The sequence below is a fragment of the Paenibacillus sp. BR1-192 genome (assembly GCF_029542445.1).
In the GTDB taxonomy this organism is placed as follows: Bacteria; Bacillota; Bacilli; order Paenibacillales; family Paenibacillaceae; genus Paenibacillus_AQ; species Paenibacillus_AQ lautus_A.
The window spans coordinates 4,145,758-4,161,423 of the sequence record NZ_CP120718.1 but is presented as its reverse complement, the minus strand read 5'-3'; the positions used below and the strand labels follow the sequence as shown (position 1 = coordinate 4,161,423).

Here is a 15,666-nt window from a genome sequence, read left to right as displayed (position 1 = left end):
TGAAAATGAGAGCAGCGTCAAGGCAGAATGAAATCCATATTGAGCAGTTGAATAAAAGTTACACGCAGGCATCAGCAGGCGGTTTACATTATATCATCCAGGACGTCAACCTGGCGGTTAAAGGCGGGGAGTTCTTCGTCCTGCTGGGACCGAGCGGGTGCGGGAAGTCGACGCTGCTCAGTCTGATCGCCGGCTTCGTCTCCAAGACATCAGGTCAAGTGAGGGTAGGGGAAAAGGAAGTGGAGCGCCCCGGCCAGGATCGTGCCGTCGTATTTCAGCAAGCCGACTCATCCTTGTTTCCGTGGTTGACGGTTAGGGAGAATGTGGAGTTCGGCCTCCGCATGAAACGGATGCCAGCTGAGAAGAGAAGGGAGATATCCGGCGAATTTATTGAGCTCGTGGGCCTTGCGGGACATGAAAGCAAATATCCGCGCGAACTGTCTGGCGGCATGAAACAACGGGTACAGCTGGCACGGGTGTTGTCCAATGATCCCTCGATCCTGCTCATGGATGAACCGTTCGGCGCATTGGACGCGATGACAAGACGCACGATGCAAAGGGAATTGGTCCGCATATGGCAGGATACGGACAAAACCGTCATCTTCGTGACGCACGATATTCAGGAGGCACTTCTGCTGGGAGGACGCATCGGCATTATGTCTGCAGGACCTTCCTCTAGAATAACGGATATCTATGAGGTGCCGCTTGCATACCCGAGAGATTTGTCAGACCCGGCCTTCCATGCCCTGTACAACCAAATCCAATCGCATTTTGATGAGTAGTGAGGAGGCGTTCCCGTGAGCAATCATCTAAAAAAATGGTCCCTGCATATCCTGTTATGGATGGTAGGACTTGGCGTCTGGCATCTGCTGTCCCTTGCGTATGGCCCGGAAATTCTGCCCGGTCCCGTCTATACGGCAAAGGGCGGATACGAATTGTTGACGGACGGCACCTTGATTCAATATATCGGAATCAGTTCGTACCGCGTACTGCTTGGCTGGACGTTTGGCAGTCTGCTAGCGATCCCGGTCGGAATCATGATTGGGAAGGTCGGACCGATCCGTGCTTTCGCCGAGCCTTTCCTCAATTTCATTCGGTTCATTCCTCCGATTGCGTTCATAACCCTGTTTCTGGTCTGGTTCGGCATCGGGGAGACATCGAAGATCATGCTTATTCTGTATGCAACCTTCTTCATCGTGGTCTTGAATACGCTGACGGGCGTTTTATCCGTTGAGGAGGATAAGATCCGCTCCGCCCGCAGCATGGGGGCGTCCGAATGGCAGATTGTGCTGCATGTCGTCATTCCTGCAACCGTCCCTTTCATGTTCACCGGCATTCGGCTTGCCATGGGAACCTCGTTCATGGCGATTATCGGGGCCGAGATGATTGCATCCAATGAAGGCGTTGGTTATCTTATATGGAATTCACGATTGTTCTTCCGTACAGATTGGATATTTGTCGGCTTGATCTGCCTGGGGTTGATGGGATTCCTGACAGACCGGGCCGTGGGGCTGCTCGGCCGCAAGCTGTTGTCCCGGTATGGGGTGGTCAGCGCAAATTCGCTGCGTCGGTAAAACGTTAATAATACAACAGCATCAAAACAGCAACGGCACCCTTCATGAAAAGGGTGCCGTTGCTGTTCTTCCATCGACATCATGATCCGGAATAATGGATCACCATGCTTAACCGGTTCAGGGAATTACCCGAATTGTGATAGACATGTGGTTTGTCTGCCTTGAAGCGGATGGATTCACCTTGCTTTACCGTATATTCCTCATGATCGACACGAATGGTGACCTCACCATCGAAAACGGTAATAAACTCTTCCGTACCCTCGATATGGGCCTCTGCACTTAAATAACCGCCATGTTCCATTTCTAATGAATACATCTCGAAGCGCCGCCCGTCTTCATACGGGAAATACGGATAAATTCGAATGCGGCCGTTATCCTCAACCAGTGCCTGCACCTCTTCCCGTGATACCACGACGATACCGGAATGCGGCTCATTGATCAACGACGAAAAAGAAAGCTTTAATCCGTTGGCAATCTTCCATACGGTGGTTATGGAGGGGCTCGATTCCCCGCGTTCAATCTGACCCAGCATCGTCTTGCTGATGCCGGTCATTTCCGCGACTTTATCCAAACTCAGCTTTCTCTGCTCCCGGAGCATCTTTAAATTGTTCGCCAATATCAGATTGATGGGCTTCAAAGATGGTTCACCTCTATACTGTACATATTGTGCGTTATAACATACATAAAGTATAATGATAACGCACGGTCGCTATAACGACCCATTAGAATCACTATAACATACAAACAAGAAAGGAGTTAAGAGCTTGTTTATCCTTCCGCTGTTGACCTATGCCATTGTAGCTTCATTTACGCCCGGTCCCAACAACATTATTTCGATGACCAATGCACGAAGTTACGGTTTTCGAGCAACGATGCGCTTTATCGGCGGGGTTGCAACCGGGTGTTTGATCATCATGCTGCTGTCCAGCTACTTCAACTTGGCAATGTATCAATACATCCCGAAGATTCGATCGGTTATGAATATGATCGGTTTCCTGTATATGATTTATCTTGCCGTAAAAATCATACGAAGCAGGCCGCAGGGGGATGCAGATGATAAGCCAGGCGGATTTAACAGCTTTACGTTCGGATTCATATTTCAATTCATGAATCCGAAGGTCATTTTATACGGGATTACAGCTGTATCGACCTTCGTGATGCCAATCGCAACAACCCATGTGCAGCTGTTATTATTCTCGATACTGCTCACCATCGTTGGCATTTGCGCCAATATGACCTGGGCGCTATGCGGTTCGCTGTTCCAGAACCTGTTGTCCCGATATGAACGTACGTTTAATGTATTGATGGGGCTGCTTCTGATATACAGCGCATTCTCAATTTATGCAGCGAATGGATAGCAAGCGGGCCTCGTCGTGCACGGATGCCATACCAAATAAAACAAGGCTTTCCGGAACGTTCATCCGGAAAGCCTTGTTTGGGTTATTCGAAGATTTTGGAAATCTGCTCTTTCAGTTTGTTAGCGGAAGCATGGAATTGGGTCAATTCCTCGTCGTTAAACTCAAGGCTAAGAATTTCCCGCACGCCGGTGCGGTCAACCACGCAAGGCACCCCTAGATATACGTCGGACACGCCATGGTAGTCTGTAAGCAGCGTGGACACATTGAGAACGGAACCCTCGTTTTGCAAAATGGAGACGATGATCCGGTCAAGCGCCAATGCGATAGCATAGGAAGTGGAGCCTTTGGCGTTGATGATTTCATATGCGGCGTTCTTGGTACGATCAAAGATATCTTCTCTTTCCTCGTCCGTCAGATCGATCCCGATACCGGCAATGTTGGCGATGCTCCAGAGCGGCAGCTCGGAATCGCCGTGTTCGCCGACGATATGAGCGTGAATGCTGCGCGGATTGATGCCTTTGTTTTGCCCGATCAAATAACGGAAGCGGGCGCTGTCGAGCAGGGTACCGGAACCGATTACCCGATTAACCGGGAAGCCGCTCTTTTTCAATGTGACGTAAGACAGGATATCAACCGGATTCGTAGCCACGAGAATGATGCCGTGATCATTGTATTTCACGATATTTTGAATAATATCGTCAAATATGGCCGTATTCCGCTTCAATAAATCAATTCGCGTCTCGCCCGGTCTTTGGTTGGAGCCTGCGGCAATGACAATGATGTCTGCATCCTTGCAATCGCTGTAATCTCCAGCCCAAAGTTTCACCCCGCCGGCAAAAGGGAGGCCGTGGTTCATATCCAAGGCTTCGCCAAGAGCCTTGTCATGGTTGGCATCGATCAATACCAGTTCAGATACTCTTTCCCGCAAGAATAAGGTGTACGCAGTCGTTGCTCCTACAGCTCCTGTACCGATGATTACGACGCGGGACGGGCGCTGAGCTTCATTTTTTGTCATCCATGTTTCTCTCCCTTGCACTCAGTTAATGAATCCTATACATGGAAAGCTTCTAATTACTTACCCTAATAAGCAGTTGTATACACAACAACTCCATTAGGCGCTTTCGATAGTAATGATAACATATTCAGGAAGATTTAAGCAGTGGGAGTGTGATTTAAGTTACGTTCATGCTCACTATAGAAGGTTTTGATCGCACGTTATCTTCTATATGTCCTAGATGCCGATGTCGAACCGCAGTCAGTGCGATTCCATTTCATGCGAATGAAGTAAACCGCTCCTTTAGCTCCTGAAGCATGACCTTCCGGTAATCGTTCCCGTCATGGTAGAGTTCACCGATCCTTGTGTAGACCTGATCCAATTGTTCCTGATATGAATCGGCTTGTTTATCAGCGTGTTTTCTTTTGAACTCGTCCATGACGTTTTGGATGTATGCCGGTCGTGCGCCCCATTGTCCAAGAACCGCGCCGGTTGCCGCATTAAGGAAGAGGGCGATCGGTTGAGCGCGGCCACCGCCCGTAAGAAAGAGATCCATCGTTTCCAGATGCTCTTCCATGATGAGCACTTCGGTCGGTATGCGGCTGTATTCCATTACCCGGAACAAGACGGGAACATTCCAGATCACATCCGGACACCAATCCGTACAGAGGATAAGGCAGTGCAGTTGGCCATGCTCGTTACGTTCAGCGAAGAACCGTTGAACTTCTTGGTCGTCCCATTGAAAGCGGTCATAGACTTGCCTAAACTGTTCCTTGGTGTTGGGGATTCGGCTCAGTTTCATTTCCAGGCTCCTCATGCCCTCCATAAATTGACGGGGGGATATGCCTTGCCCTATTTTGTGCCGAAGATGGATAAGCGTTGTCATTGGCTCATTCGTCCTTTCGTACTGAACGGGTAGTTATAGTGTACATTCAGCCTATAGCTAGCTTAGAATATATTTGACCACATAGAAATGGTCACTTTGGAGCTGTTTATGCAAGTCAGATTGAATGGAATGTGGGTCGTGAATTTATATTAAAAAGCCTGAGGTGGTCCATTATGTTTGATATCCTTTTACCCGAGCAAAGCGAGTTTCCGTTATACCAGCAATTATACCTTCAACTTCGTGAGGGTATCCGAAACGGCGCCATTCCCGACGGACAACGATTGCCATCCGTGCGATCCCTCCAGCTTCAGCTTAATATAAGCAAGACGCCGATCGAGACGGCTTATCAGATGCTGACGGCAGAAGGGTATGTGATCAGCAAACCGAGGTCGGGGCTATACGTCATGAATCCCTACAAGGAATTCTCCTACTCCCAACAGCATCAACAGCCGCCCTCCATGACCACGATACCGGTTATTCGTTCCCATGCGCATACCAATCCCAATGTCATCGATTTCAACCCAACCCGATTAGATCAAGCTGCCTTTCCGGTACGAATTTGGAATAAAATGCTCAAGGAAGCGCTGGACCACCATGTATGCGAGATCGGAGGGTATGGGGATCCACAAGGCGAATACGCCCTTCGGCGCGTGGTTTCCGAATATTTGCGGAATTCCAGAGGGGTCAATTCGACGCCGGATCAAATAGTTATCGGTGCCGGAACGGCATATAGCATAGGTCTCCTCTCCAGGATGCTGAAAGGGATGAAGCATGTTGCCGTTGAGGAACCGGGTTACAGCCTGGTACGGGATCAATTTCAGCTGAATGGCTGCGAGATTCTTCCGATATCGCTTGGCGATAAGGGGATCTCGCTTGACCGATTGGAGCAAAGTCATGCAGAGCTCGTGTACGTAACGCCTTCTCACCAGTTCCCGACAGGAAGCATTATGCCGTATCCGGAGCGGGAACGATTGCTGGAGTGGGCGAATGCTAAACATGCATACATCATCGAGGATGATTACGACGGCGAGTTTCGCTATCAAGGCAAGCCGATTGCTTCGCTGCAAGGATTGGACGATAACGGACGGGTGATTTACGCCGGCACCTTCTCGAAAGTGCTCACCCCCGCACTGCGAATGAACTATCTGGTTCTTCCACAGGCACTGCAGCATCAGTTGACCCAAATGCAGCAGGAGGTGTTTTTTGCCCCATCGCGTGTGGAGCAATGGGCCATGACCGCTTTTTTCGAACAGGGGCATTGGTTTCGCCATATTCGCAAAGTTCGTAACTTGTACAAGAAAAGACATCATCGGTTGATCGAGCTGATCGAGGCTCATCTTGGTAACTTTGTTGAAATTACGGGTCAGAATGCCGGACTTCACCTTCAACTGCTCGTCAAAAAAGAAGCTACCTCGGAGGAATTGATTCAGGAGGCTGCGAAAGCCGGCGTGAAAGTATACGACTTGCGGAAGACGTGGATAAATCAGCGTCAAGACGCTGGACAGTACCCGAGGATATACTTGGGATTTGCCAGCTTGAATGCGTCCGAAATGGAAACGGGCATTCGGCTGCTGCAAAAAGCTTGGAACATGAACTAACCACTCGGGACCCCTCCTGTCTTTTATAACACCAACAAACTGACCATTCCATGCAGGTCAATTTGTTAGTTATGATAAGCTAAAAACAGGAGAAGGAGAGCAGGTATTTATGATCACGCATAGCGAGGTAAAGGCGTATTTGAACCGATTAGGAATATCCGAAATCAAGGCTCCGACAAAGGAATATTTATTCGAGCTGCATAAAGCGCACGTGGCAAGAATTCCTTGGCAGACCCTGGATATTTTTGCCGGGAAACCGACTCCCTTGGATATCCAAAATTCGGTGCAACTGCTGATCCATCAACGAAGCGGTTATTGTTTTCATTTGAATGGAGCTTTTACCGCTCTTCTTCGAGCCTTGGGGTATGCGGTTAGTTGGCATAAGGCCGGCGTACAGCCGTTAGGACAAGAGCCACGGATTAACGGCTTCCATCTTGGGTTAACGGTCAGCCTCATGAACGAAGAACTTGGGGAAGAAGAGTCTTGGCTTGTCGACGTCGGTCTCGGGGATATGCCATGGGAGCCGATTCCATTGAAATTCGGGAAATATGAACAGGGGCCGTTCACGTATGTGCTTGAGCCGTCCGGCATAACGGATCAGGGCTGGCGGTTGATTCATGATCCCCAATATTCCTATGTAGGGGTAGATTATGCGCCTGAGGTTGTAAACAGCTTGGAATTATTTAAAACAAATCATGAATTTTACAGCCGATCGCCGGAATCCCCATGGATGGATCTATTGGTTGTCAGGCAGCGGCACGATGTGGGCATGAACGAGCTTAAAGGCTGCATTTGGAGAAAATGGAACGGCAGCATGCTGGATACCGTAGAGGTCTCGTCGAAATCGGAGTGGTTCGAGATCCTGGCGGACGTATTTTACGAGCCGCTCGTCAACTACTCCACTTTAGAACGGGATCAGATTTGGGCAAAGGTGTGCAAGCATCATCAGAATTGGCTGAGGCTTGTGGAAGATCAACGATCTTAGAGGGGCCAGTCAGGCATCTCGTGTGACTCCTAAGCTGATCTCTCCTTCGTCATAGAACGATCTAAACCAATCTGTCTCTTGAATGCCTGCAACCCCAGGTGGTAAGATGGTACTTAAATTTCATGTCGCGAAGCACATGAACATGTTCCATAACCTACCTGTAAGGAGTTAAATGCATGGCAACCATCGATGATTTTACCAAGCTGGATATTCGCATCGGGACGGTCGTGGAAGCAGAGCCCTTCCCGGAAGCGCGCGTTCCCGCCATTAAAATGAAGATTGATTTCGGCCCGCTCGGGATCAAGCGTACAAGTGCGCAGATTACGAAACGGTATGACGCGGATAGCGTTGTAGGAAAGCAAGTCGTGGCCATCGTCAATTTCCCGCCTAGACGCATTGCCGGCTATCAATCTGAGGTGCTTGTGCTCGGCGGCGTACCGGAGCAAGGGGACGTGGTGCTTCTGAAGCCGGATTTCGATCTGCCGAATGGAACGCCCATCGCTTAAGCTTATTCCATTTACCGATCCAAGCGTCGGTATTATGGTGAAGCTCTGCTCATAAATGCGTTCCGGGACGGTCGCCTAACCGTCCTCCTTTGAATATATCTGAAGTATCAGATGATTCAAGAGAGGATGTTGGTCTTGCAAACTGTTTCTCATGGTATCGTTCAACTGTGGATTGCCTACACATCGAACCGCGGCGGATCGTTCGACATATGGCTGTACCGCCCTCAGGACGGTTTTGATTTTCAACTTACTCAAGGGCTCGGCGCGGAATTTTCGGTTCCCTATTGGTCGCCCGACCGGAGGAGTATCGCATTCATCGGTATCGGCAATGTGGTCCATGTGCTGGATACCGTATCGTTCACTGTAGCCAGAATTGATCAAATCGAACCGTACACGCTGCTGGACTGGTCTCCCGATAGCCGGTCTTTGGCGTATGTCAAGAATGATCGGATCGTCATTTATGATACGGCCTCTCATCGTAGCTATTCCATCCCGGAGATCGGAGCAACGGACGCCCAATGGTTCCCTTCGGGCATGGAGCTTCTATTTGCGTCTCCTGATTCTGGCGGGGTTACGCAGCTCTACCGCATTCGGACCGATGGCACGGAACGGAGACAAATCACACATCTAACGGACGGTCCGCTCCACGACGTTCGGATTTCCCCGGATGGAACCTTCGCGTTGTATACATCCCCTGGAGCAAGCATCTCCATGATTTCGACGGTGGATTTGGCAAACGGCACCATCTATGCATTGGAAGGCGGCCCACTCGCGAAAAACTATTTTCCCGCGTGGTCTCCTGATTCTAAAAGCATCGCTTACAGCGCAACAGCCTACAGCGAGCCAAATTACTATTCGCTCATCCAGATTGACAGCCGTACCGGTCAGGATCAAAGGACGGTTGCAGTTTCCAACTGTTTCGCCACGCCCGTCGATTGGTCGCCGGACGGTGCCAAAATCGCCTATTTGTCCGGGTGCACTGTTGAAGAATTCGCTAGTCAGCTTTGGATCGTCGATATCAGGGAACCGATGCCGATGCACGTCGTTAGCGGAGGCAGGATTACTGCCTTGCAGTGGTCCCCTGGTGGCAGGAAGGTTCCGAAAAGCATGTTCACAAGCCTTGTATACCGGGTGTCCTTCCCGTATCCCGCAAATTGGCGGCCGGTCAGTGAAGAGAGATACGAGGGCTTCGACGGTTTCTTCCAGGTATCCGCGATTTCGTCTGGCGACCGGATTGCCGATGTATGCAGCTCCGAAGCTTTTCATCCATTAATGCCTTACGGTTCTTCTCCAAGGATTGTCCCTGCTATGATACAAAATCAAGAAGCGTGCTTCATTTATCCGTCAGCTGACCAGCCAACGGAGATGAATAACCAAGCAGCCCTTATTGTGAGATATCCGAGCCCTGTCCAAATTGGGGATATGTTCTACGCTTATTTCATCTTGTGGGCAGACGTTAACCATATCGGTCAAATCGGCGCGAGGCTGTCGTTCATCTAGCGTTTGAGCAATGAGTTGCAGGAAAGTACCCCTCGGCCGTTGAATATATCCGAATGCTGCAATAATGATCAGGCCTTTTCAGGAACACTTATAGCCGCAGGAGGAGAACAACATGAAGTCGATCACCGTTCAAAGTCTTACGGAGTTATTTCATTTGGAAGTGCTTGCAGGCGCCAATCGCATGGATCGAATGATTACCCGTCCGCAGACGCACAGACCGGGTCTGGAGTTTGTCGGGTATTTCGATTTTTTTCCGATGGAGCGAGTGCAGGTGCTCGGCCGTAAGGAGATTAATTATTTATTGACGCTTAGCATAGAAGAACGCAAACTGCATATCGGGAATATCGTCAAATATCATCCGCCGTGCTTTATTGTCACCTCAGGACAGCAGGAGATCCCTTATCTGACTCTATTCTGCAATCAGGAAGGCATACCGTTGTTGCGTACAACCGAGACGACAACGGAGTTTATTGCCAAGTTGAACAGTTATTTGGTGAAGACGCTGGCTCCGGAGATGTCGATCCATGCGGTGTGCGTGAATGTATCCGGCATTGGAATCCTGCTCCGGGGCAAATCCGGTATTGGCAAAAGCGAAACGGCCCACACCCTTATCCGGCGGGGCCACCGGTTTGTGGCGGACGATATCGTGGTGCTCAAAAAGCTGGGCCCTTCGACGCTTCTCGGAACGCATAATGAGACAACCCGGGAGTTTCTTGCGCTGCGAAGCATCGGGTTGATCAACGTGGTGCGTCAATACGGGCGCACGGCTTTTCAGGATGAAACGCGAATCGTGCTCGACATTGAATTGGTGCCTTGGCGTGAAAATTCCCTAAACAACGAGCTGGAGGCCGTGCCTCAATTTACGGAATATCTAGGCATCCAAATTCCTCATATCGAGGTTCAGCTTCAGCCGGGACGCGACGTTGCCAGTCTGATCGAGGCGGCGGCCAACAATTGGTATCTTAAACAACTCGGCTACAGTGCAGCCGAAGACTTTATGAAACGAATCGAAAACGAGATGCAGTCGTGAGGCTTAAACGAACTTTCGGCCGCCTGATAATAAAAAACTTACGGAAACGATGTTGGTGATAGATGAAAATCCAAGTAGGAGAACAACAAATCGAATGTCATGTAGAATACGGTCCACGCAAAAAGCTTTCGATCCATGTCCACCCATCGGGTCTGATCACGGTGAAGGCACCGAATCGTACAAGCGATGAGACGGTGATCAACGCCGTAAGGCGGCATGGGAGCAAAATCGTGAAGCAATTGCAAGCGATCGAGGCAGCTCGAACGGCTCCGAAGGTCAAGGCATACGAGGATGAAGGCAAATTCCTTCATCTTGGGCAGTATTATTCGCTGCATGAGTTAATCGAAACGGACGGGCGAACGGAAGAGGAGCTTCAACGGGATCTGAAGAAATTTTACTTCGCAAGCTGCAAGAAGGTGATCGCGGAACGAATCCGAATTTATCAGAAGCAGCTCAAAGTCACGCCGAAATCCTTCATCATCGAGGAGTCCAAAACGAAATGGGGCAGCTGCAGCTCGGCGAAGCATCTCACTTTCAACTATCGCCTCGCGATGGCGCCCATCGAGGTCATTGATTATGTGGTCATTCATGAACTCTGTCATCTCTTGCATATGAATCATGACCGATCCTTCTGGCGATGCGTCGGCAGCGTGATGAAGGACTACAAAGCTAAGGAAGCCTTCCTCGCGAAATATGGACATGCCATGACTTTGTAATGCATTGATTATGAGTCATAGAGAGAGTTAGGGCACTGCCTGATTTGGGCAGTGTCCTTTTTTTGAATGGATGCTGATCGGCTGATCTGATTCCATTGGCAACTGGCAGCGTTGGCGCCAGGGCTGCTGCTCATTATGATTAACGGATTCCTGGCTTTCGGCACGACGGCCGTCTTGTCGACCGGTTACGAAGGCTGCTGCTTGCGTTGATCATAACATCTATTTACATTAGAGTAATGACACAGAAAAATTGATACTTACGGAGGCAATGATGAAAACAATTGGACTCATCGGAGGCATGAGCTGGGAGAGCACCGTGATGTACTATCAGATTATAAATGAGGTCGTAAAGGAACAACGGGGTGGGCTGCATTCCGCAAAAATTTTGCTATACAGCGTGGACTTCCAAGAAATTGAAGAATGCCAGGCCGTTGGGAATTGGAACAAGAGCGCAGAAATTTTAGGAGATGTTGCCGTAAACCTTGAAAGGGGTGGTGCGGATTTTATCGTAATCTGCACCAATACGATGCATAAGGTTGCTCCAATCATTCAGCAAAGAATCCGTATTCCCATTATTCATATTGCAGATGCCACTTCGAAGAAGCTCATGGAAAGCGGCATAAATCACATAGCTTTGCTTGGAACCAAATACACGATGACTGAGGATTTCTACAAGGAAAAAATGATTGCAGCCGGCATTCATGTGCTGATTCCTGATGAAGATGACATACAACTTATCAACCATATCATTTATGACGAATTGTGCTTGGGTATTATTTCTCAACGATCCAAGAACGAATATTTGCGTGTGATCAACCAATTACAGAAGCAAGGTGCCCAGGGAGTCATACTGGGCTGTACTGAGATTGGTCTTCTTATTAAACAGGAAGATACGAATATCCCTGTTTTTGATACGACTCAGATTCATGGAACAACAGCAGCCCTATTTGCACTTGAAAAATAATCATTGATGTTTATTGTCGTAGGAGTTGCTGTTCGTTTCGTTCGATGTATAATGTTCGTATGGGTTCATATAAATCCATTTGAGTTCATTATATGTCTTGAACAAGGAGAGAAGGATCATGCCAAGAATCAAAATTGAATTGCTGAATCGTGAACAGAATGTGAGGGTGGAAGGTGACCGTCATTCGCAATCCTCCCATGACCGCGTGATGGAGCGGGAAGACGAGGGTTTCACTTATCTGGCTTGTCAACACCTGGAGTACGCCGCCGGCGACAAATTTAGAATTACGACGGAGCACCCGAATCGGTATTTGGTGGTTCAGTTGGATGAGGCACTCTTTCCATCCCTGGTATATGTCAAGGGCACCAGCTGGGAATACGAAATTCCATTGTCGTTTAAGCAAGCCTATCCAGAGAAGGCATTTACGGGGACAAAACATTATGTTTCGGTACGCTATGCGGCGGAAAGCGAAATTACCCAATATCGGAATCTGGCATTGAATACCCATGACCAGAAGCATGATTCCAACGCTTACCCGCATGCTCATGCCAATGTGGAAACCCGAAATGATCCCACCTTCTTTGCGCGCAATGCGATCGACGGCATTTATGCCAACCACAATCACGGCTCCTATCCATATCAATCCTGGGGAATTAACCAGCAGGCGGATGCGGAGCTGACGCTGGATTTCGGGAGAATGGTAGAGCTTGACCGGATCGGTCTTGTTTTACGCGGCGATTTTCCTCATGACAGCTGGTGGAAGGAAGTCACGATTGCATTCTCCGACGGTTCAACGGAGCAGCTCTATCCCGTGAAAAGCCGGAGCATCCAGTATTTTGAGATTCAACCCCGCAAAGTGGAATGGTTGGTGCTCAAACGATTGATCAAAGGCGATGAGGCGCTTTTTCCGGCATTAACGCAGCTTGAAGCCTATGGCAAAAACGTAGACGTAACGGAGAAGTAAAGCAGGGTAAGGAATGGTGGATTCATAACCGTCGTAATTCATCCGGGGCCGTTAAGGATAATCGCAGAGCAATTGACAACCCTCAGCAACAAGGTATGATCAAATAGATATCAGTATCATGCCGAGGAGGGAATATGATGAATTCGACTCAACGCCAGGGAAGGCCCAATGTGCTGCTCATAACGGTCGATCAGATGCGCTTTGATTGCCTTAGCATAGCAGGACACCCTGTGGTGGAAACGCCCAATCTGGACGAGCTCGCAAGGAGCGGCGTAAGGTTCAGCCGTGCGTATTCTGCCACACCCACCTGCGTACCTGCAAGAGCGGCGATCTTCACCGGCCAATCCCAGCGCGCTCACGGCCGCGTCGGCTATCAAGACTGCGTCCCGTGGAATTACAAGGAGACGCTGCCGGGGGAATTGGCTAAAGCCGGTTATCACACGCAGTGTATCGGTAAGATGCATGTATACCCTGCACGCAATCTGCTGGGGTTCCACAACGTAATGCTTCACGATGGTTACCTGCATCACAACCGCAATAACCACGGCATTCCGATGCAGGAGCATTACGATCAAGTTGACGATTACTTGCAGTGGCTCCGCGAGAGGGTGCCGGGCGCAGATATGACCGATCTTGGTCTGGACTGCAATTCATCAACCGTCGCTCGTCCTTGGCATTTGGCGGAAATGCAGCATCCAACGAACTGGGTGGTAACGCAGTCGATTGATTTTTTGCGGCGACGGGATCCCGGGAAGCCGTTCTTCCTGTGGATGTCATTCGTCAGGCCGCATCCTCCGTTCGACCCTCCGCAGGCCTACTTGGATCTGTATGAGGATGCCGATATTCCGGAGCCTCCGGTTGGCGATTGGGCGGAGACGGAGGACCCGGATCTGGCCGGTTACTCCCCTATAACGGGGCGGGGACTGGTCCCGAAACGCCGCCTGCGTAAAGCGATGGCTGCTTATTACGCCCTGATCACGCATATCGATCACCAAATCGGACGCTTTTTGCAATCATTGAACGAATATGGGGAGCTCGGCAACACGGTGATCCTGTTTACTTCCGATCATGGCGAGCTGCTGGGGGACCATCATTTATTCCGAAAATCTCTTCCGTACGAAGGCAGCACCCGCGTGCCGTTTATCGTCAGCGATCCCGGCAACCGTTTAGGCCTGCAGAGCGGCACGGTTTCAGATCATGTCGTGGAGATGCGGGACATCATGCCCTCGCTGCTGGAAGCGGCCGGCGTGCCTATACCTGAAACGGTTGAAGGCGCGAGCATCTGGAGACTCGCTTCAGCAGGAAGGGATGGGGGAAGCAAGCCGGATTGGCGTCCCCATCTTCATGGAGAGCACGCCCAAGGGCTTCAGTCCAATCATTGGGTTACCGACGGAAAGGAGAAATACATCTGGTTTTCTCAAACGGGGAAGGAGCAGTTCTTCGATCTGGTTGAAGATCCCAATGAGCTGCACAACGCGATCGGGGATGAAGATCGGCAGGAACGAATCCGGTATTGGCGTTCGGTCCTCATCGGAGAGCTTGAAGGACGCGAAGAGGGTTATACGGATGGCCAACAGCTGATCACTCGCCGGAAGCCGGTAGCCGTATTATCCCATATTTTGAAATAGCACGAGACCGTAAATTACATTCAGAACCGATTAGGAGATAACATGCTAACGACACAACAGCTAAAAGACATTGAACGATTGCAAGCCGAGTGCGAACTTCATGACCATGTCCAATTAAAGCTGAATTGGGAAATGCTCAGAGAACGCAAAACGGAGAATCTGGATTTTTTTCATTATGAGGAAAAGGAACTTGTAGCGTTTCTTGGGCTATATCCGTTTGGCTCGACCGTCGAAGTATGCGGCATGGTAAAGCCTGCCGAACGACGAAAAGGGCATTTCCAGCAGTTGTTTCATCTCGGAATGGAACAGGTAAAACTCGCCGGATACAAGAAAATCTTGTTGAACGCGCCAGCGGGATCCGATGCGGCAAAGGCATTTTTGCACCAACTAGGTGCGGAGCATGCTTTCTCGGAGCATCAAATGACGTGGCAGGAAATGCCGCTTGAGGATTCGGACGGTATTCTGCTGAGGCAGGCAACATGGGAAGATTATGAAACAAGCGTGCGCTTATCCGTGGAAGCATTCGGATTGGACGAAGAAGATGCCAGGGCGATGGAGAGCCATCATTTTGCTGATAATACGGGTATGTTCATGATTGACGTAAACGAAGAAACGGTCGGGAAGCTTCGAGTCAGCCGCGAAGAGGGGCAGGCGTGGATTTATGGTTTCTCCATATTGCCGGAATATCAGGGCCGAGGAATAGGCAGAAAAGCGTTGCGGCGAATCGTGAAGGAACAGAGCTCAGCCGGATACTCGGTGCACTTGGAAGTCGAAACGAAAAACGACCATGCGCTGAGGTTATACGAGTCGGTTGGATTTCAAGCCGTGCATGCACAAGACTATTATCAATATGAATGCAGATGATAACAAAATAGATGTGCAAGAAAAGTCGCCCTCATGGCGGCTTTTTGATTTTCACCGCATTATTCAAATCTTTACGATGATCTATTGAAGTCTATTTTT

Annotated in this window: 16 protein-coding genes; 13 read left to right on the top strand and 3 right to left on the bottom strand. The window is 49.7% G+C overall.

The features are described from left to right. Positions 1 to 5 precede the first annotated feature (5 nt). Both P0X86_RS18440 and P0X86_RS18435 read left to right on the top strand, forming a co-directional pair. Positions 6 to 782 carry an ABC transporter ATP-binding protein gene (locus P0X86_RS18440; protein ID WP_277746142.1) on the top strand — a complete coding sequence of 259 codons (777 nt, stop codon included), beginning with the start codon at positions 6 to 8 and terminating at the stop codon, positions 780 to 782. A 15-nt stretch (positions 783 to 797) separates the two neighbouring features. Next, entirely contained in the window at positions 798 to 1,574 is a 777-nt protein-coding gene (locus tag P0X86_RS18435) for an ABC transporter permease (protein ID WP_090908666.1), read from the top strand. 79 nt (positions 1,575 to 1,653) lie between these two features. Here P0X86_RS18435 and P0X86_RS18430 read toward each other — a convergent pair whose 3' ends face one another. Further along, positions 1,654 to 2,211, bottom strand: a complete 558-nt coding sequence (locus P0X86_RS18430) for a helix-turn-helix domain-containing protein (RefSeq protein WP_277746141.1) — start codon at positions 2,209 to 2,211, stop codon at positions 1,654 to 1,656. Between the two features lie 127 nt (positions 2,212 to 2,338). Between P0X86_RS18430 and P0X86_RS18425 the strand changes: the two genes are divergently transcribed. Continuing rightward, positions 2,339 to 2,932, top strand: a complete 594-nt coding sequence (locus P0X86_RS18425; RefSeq protein ID WP_277746140.1) for a LysE family transporter — start codon at positions 2,339 to 2,341, stop codon at positions 2,930 to 2,932. 82 nt (positions 2,933 to 3,014) lie between these two features. Here P0X86_RS18425 and P0X86_RS18420 read toward each other — a convergent pair whose 3' ends face one another. Further along, positions 3,015 to 3,947, bottom strand: coding sequence for an L-lactate dehydrogenase (locus tag P0X86_RS18420; RefSeq protein ID WP_096774118.1), 933 nt, complete (start codon positions 3,945 to 3,947; stop codon positions 3,015 to 3,017). A gap of 256 nt (positions 3,948 to 4,203) precedes the next feature. Beyond that, positions 4,204 to 4,728 (bottom strand): thioredoxin family protein, encoded by a 525-nt coding sequence (locus P0X86_RS18415; protein WP_375120092.1) that lies wholly within the window; start codon positions 4,726 to 4,728, stop codon positions 4,204 to 4,206. A gap of 257 nt (positions 4,729 to 4,985) precedes the next feature. On the opposite strand from P0X86_RS18415, the gene pdxR reads away from it, so the two are divergent. From pdxR to P0X86_RS18365, 10 genes are all read left to right on the top strand, one after another. After that, on the top strand, positions 4,986 to 6,410 hold the full coding sequence (pdxR, locus tag P0X86_RS18410) for a MocR-like pyridoxine biosynthesis transcription factor PdxR (RefSeq protein WP_213578934.1): 1,425 nt from the start codon (positions 4,986 to 4,988) through the stop codon (positions 6,408 to 6,410). A gap of 109 nt (positions 6,411 to 6,519) precedes the next feature. Continuing rightward, entirely contained in the window at positions 6,520 to 7,395 is an 876-nt protein-coding gene (locus P0X86_RS18405) for an arylamine N-acetyltransferase family protein (protein ID WP_213578933.1), read from the top strand. Between the two features lie 176 nt (positions 7,396 to 7,571). Next, positions 7,572 to 7,901, top strand: a complete 330-nt coding sequence (gene csaA, locus P0X86_RS18400) for a chaperone CsaA (RefSeq protein WP_119847928.1) — start codon at positions 7,572 to 7,574, stop codon at positions 7,899 to 7,901. A 126-nt stretch (positions 7,902 to 8,027) separates the two neighbouring features. Next, positions 8,028 to 9,401: a hypothetical protein gene (locus P0X86_RS18395; RefSeq protein WP_277746138.1), complete on the top strand. Its 1,374-nt coding sequence runs from the start codon at positions 8,028 to 8,030 to the stop codon at positions 9,399 to 9,401. Between the two features lie 112 nt (positions 9,402 to 9,513). Beyond that, positions 9,514 to 10,431: an HPr(Ser) kinase/phosphatase gene (gene hprK / locus P0X86_RS18390; RefSeq protein WP_009593767.1), complete on the top strand. Its 918-nt coding sequence runs from the start codon at positions 9,514 to 9,516 to the stop codon at positions 10,429 to 10,431. A 62-nt stretch (positions 10,432 to 10,493) separates the two neighbouring features. Continuing rightward, positions 10,494 to 11,147 (top strand): M48 family metallopeptidase, encoded by a 654-nt coding sequence (locus P0X86_RS18385; RefSeq protein WP_277746137.1) that lies wholly within the window; start codon positions 10,494 to 10,496, stop codon positions 11,145 to 11,147. A 271-nt stretch (positions 11,148 to 11,418) separates the two neighbouring features. Further along, the gene (locus tag P0X86_RS18380) at positions 11,419 to 12,111 is read left to right on the top strand and encodes an aspartate/glutamate racemase family protein (RefSeq protein ID WP_277749059.1); all 693 of its coding nucleotides are present in this window, start codon (positions 11,419 to 11,421) and stop codon (positions 12,109 to 12,111) included. 118 nt (positions 12,112 to 12,229) lie between these two features. Beyond that, positions 12,230 to 13,075, top strand: coding sequence for a discoidin/SUN/FTP domain-containing protein (locus tag P0X86_RS18375; protein ID WP_277746136.1), 846 nt, complete (start codon positions 12,230 to 12,232; stop codon positions 13,073 to 13,075). Between the two features lie 137 nt (positions 13,076 to 13,212). Beyond that, positions 13,213 to 14,703, top strand: coding sequence for an arylsulfatase (locus tag P0X86_RS18370; RefSeq protein WP_277749058.1), 1,491 nt, complete (start codon positions 13,213 to 13,215; stop codon positions 14,701 to 14,703). 42 nt (positions 14,704 to 14,745) lie between these two features. Continuing rightward, the gene (locus tag P0X86_RS18365; protein WP_213578928.1) at positions 14,746 to 15,567 is read left to right on the top strand and encodes a GNAT family N-acetyltransferase; all 822 of its coding nucleotides are present in this window, start codon (positions 14,746 to 14,748) and stop codon (positions 15,565 to 15,567) included. Positions 15,568 to 15,666: the final 99 nt, after the last annotated feature.

Excerpts from the sequence above, each read along its gene's own strand:
- P0X86_RS18440 (WP_277746142.1), top strand. The coding sequence starts at position 6 with ATGAGAGCAGCGTCAAGGCAGAATGAAATCCATATTGAGCAGTTGAAT.
- pdxR (WP_213578934.1), top strand. The coding sequence starts at position 4,986 with ATGTTTGATATCCTTTTACCCGAGCAAAGCGAGTTTCCGTTATACCAG.
- P0X86_RS18365 (WP_213578928.1), top strand. The coding sequence starts at position 14,746 with ATGCTAACGACACAACAGCTAAAAGACATTGAACGATTGCAAGCCGAG.
- P0X86_RS18415 (WP_375120092.1), bottom strand. The coding sequence starts at position 4,728 with ATGAAACTGAGCCGAATCCCCAACACCAAGGAACAGTTTAGGCAAGTC.
- P0X86_RS18385 (WP_277746137.1), top strand. The coding sequence starts at position 10,494 with ATGAAAATCCAAGTAGGAGAACAACAAATCGAATGTCATGTAGAATAC.
- P0X86_RS18370 (WP_277749058.1), top strand. The coding sequence starts at position 13,213 with ATGAATTCGACTCAACGCCAGGGAAGGCCCAATGTGCTGCTCATAACG.
- P0X86_RS18420 (WP_096774118.1), bottom strand. The coding sequence starts at position 3,947 with ATGACAAAAAATGAAGCTCAGCGCCCGTCCCGCGTCGTAATCATCGGT.
- P0X86_RS18380 (WP_277749059.1), top strand. The coding sequence starts at position 11,419 with ATGAAAACAATTGGACTCATCGGAGGCATGAGCTGGGAGAGCACCGTG.
- P0X86_RS18405 (WP_213578933.1), top strand. The coding sequence starts at position 6,520 with ATGATCACGCATAGCGAGGTAAAGGCGTATTTGAACCGATTAGGAATA.
- csaA (WP_119847928.1), top strand. The coding sequence starts at position 7,572 with ATGGCAACCATCGATGATTTTACCAAGCTGGATATTCGCATCGGGACG.
- hprK (WP_009593767.1), top strand. The coding sequence starts at position 9,514 with ATGAAGTCGATCACCGTTCAAAGTCTTACGGAGTTATTTCATTTGGAA.
- P0X86_RS18395 (WP_277746138.1), top strand. The coding sequence starts at position 8,028 with ATGTTGGTCTTGCAAACTGTTTCTCATGGTATCGTTCAACTGTGGATT.
- P0X86_RS18375 (WP_277746136.1), top strand. The coding sequence starts at position 12,230 with ATGCCAAGAATCAAAATTGAATTGCTGAATCGTGAACAGAATGTGAGG.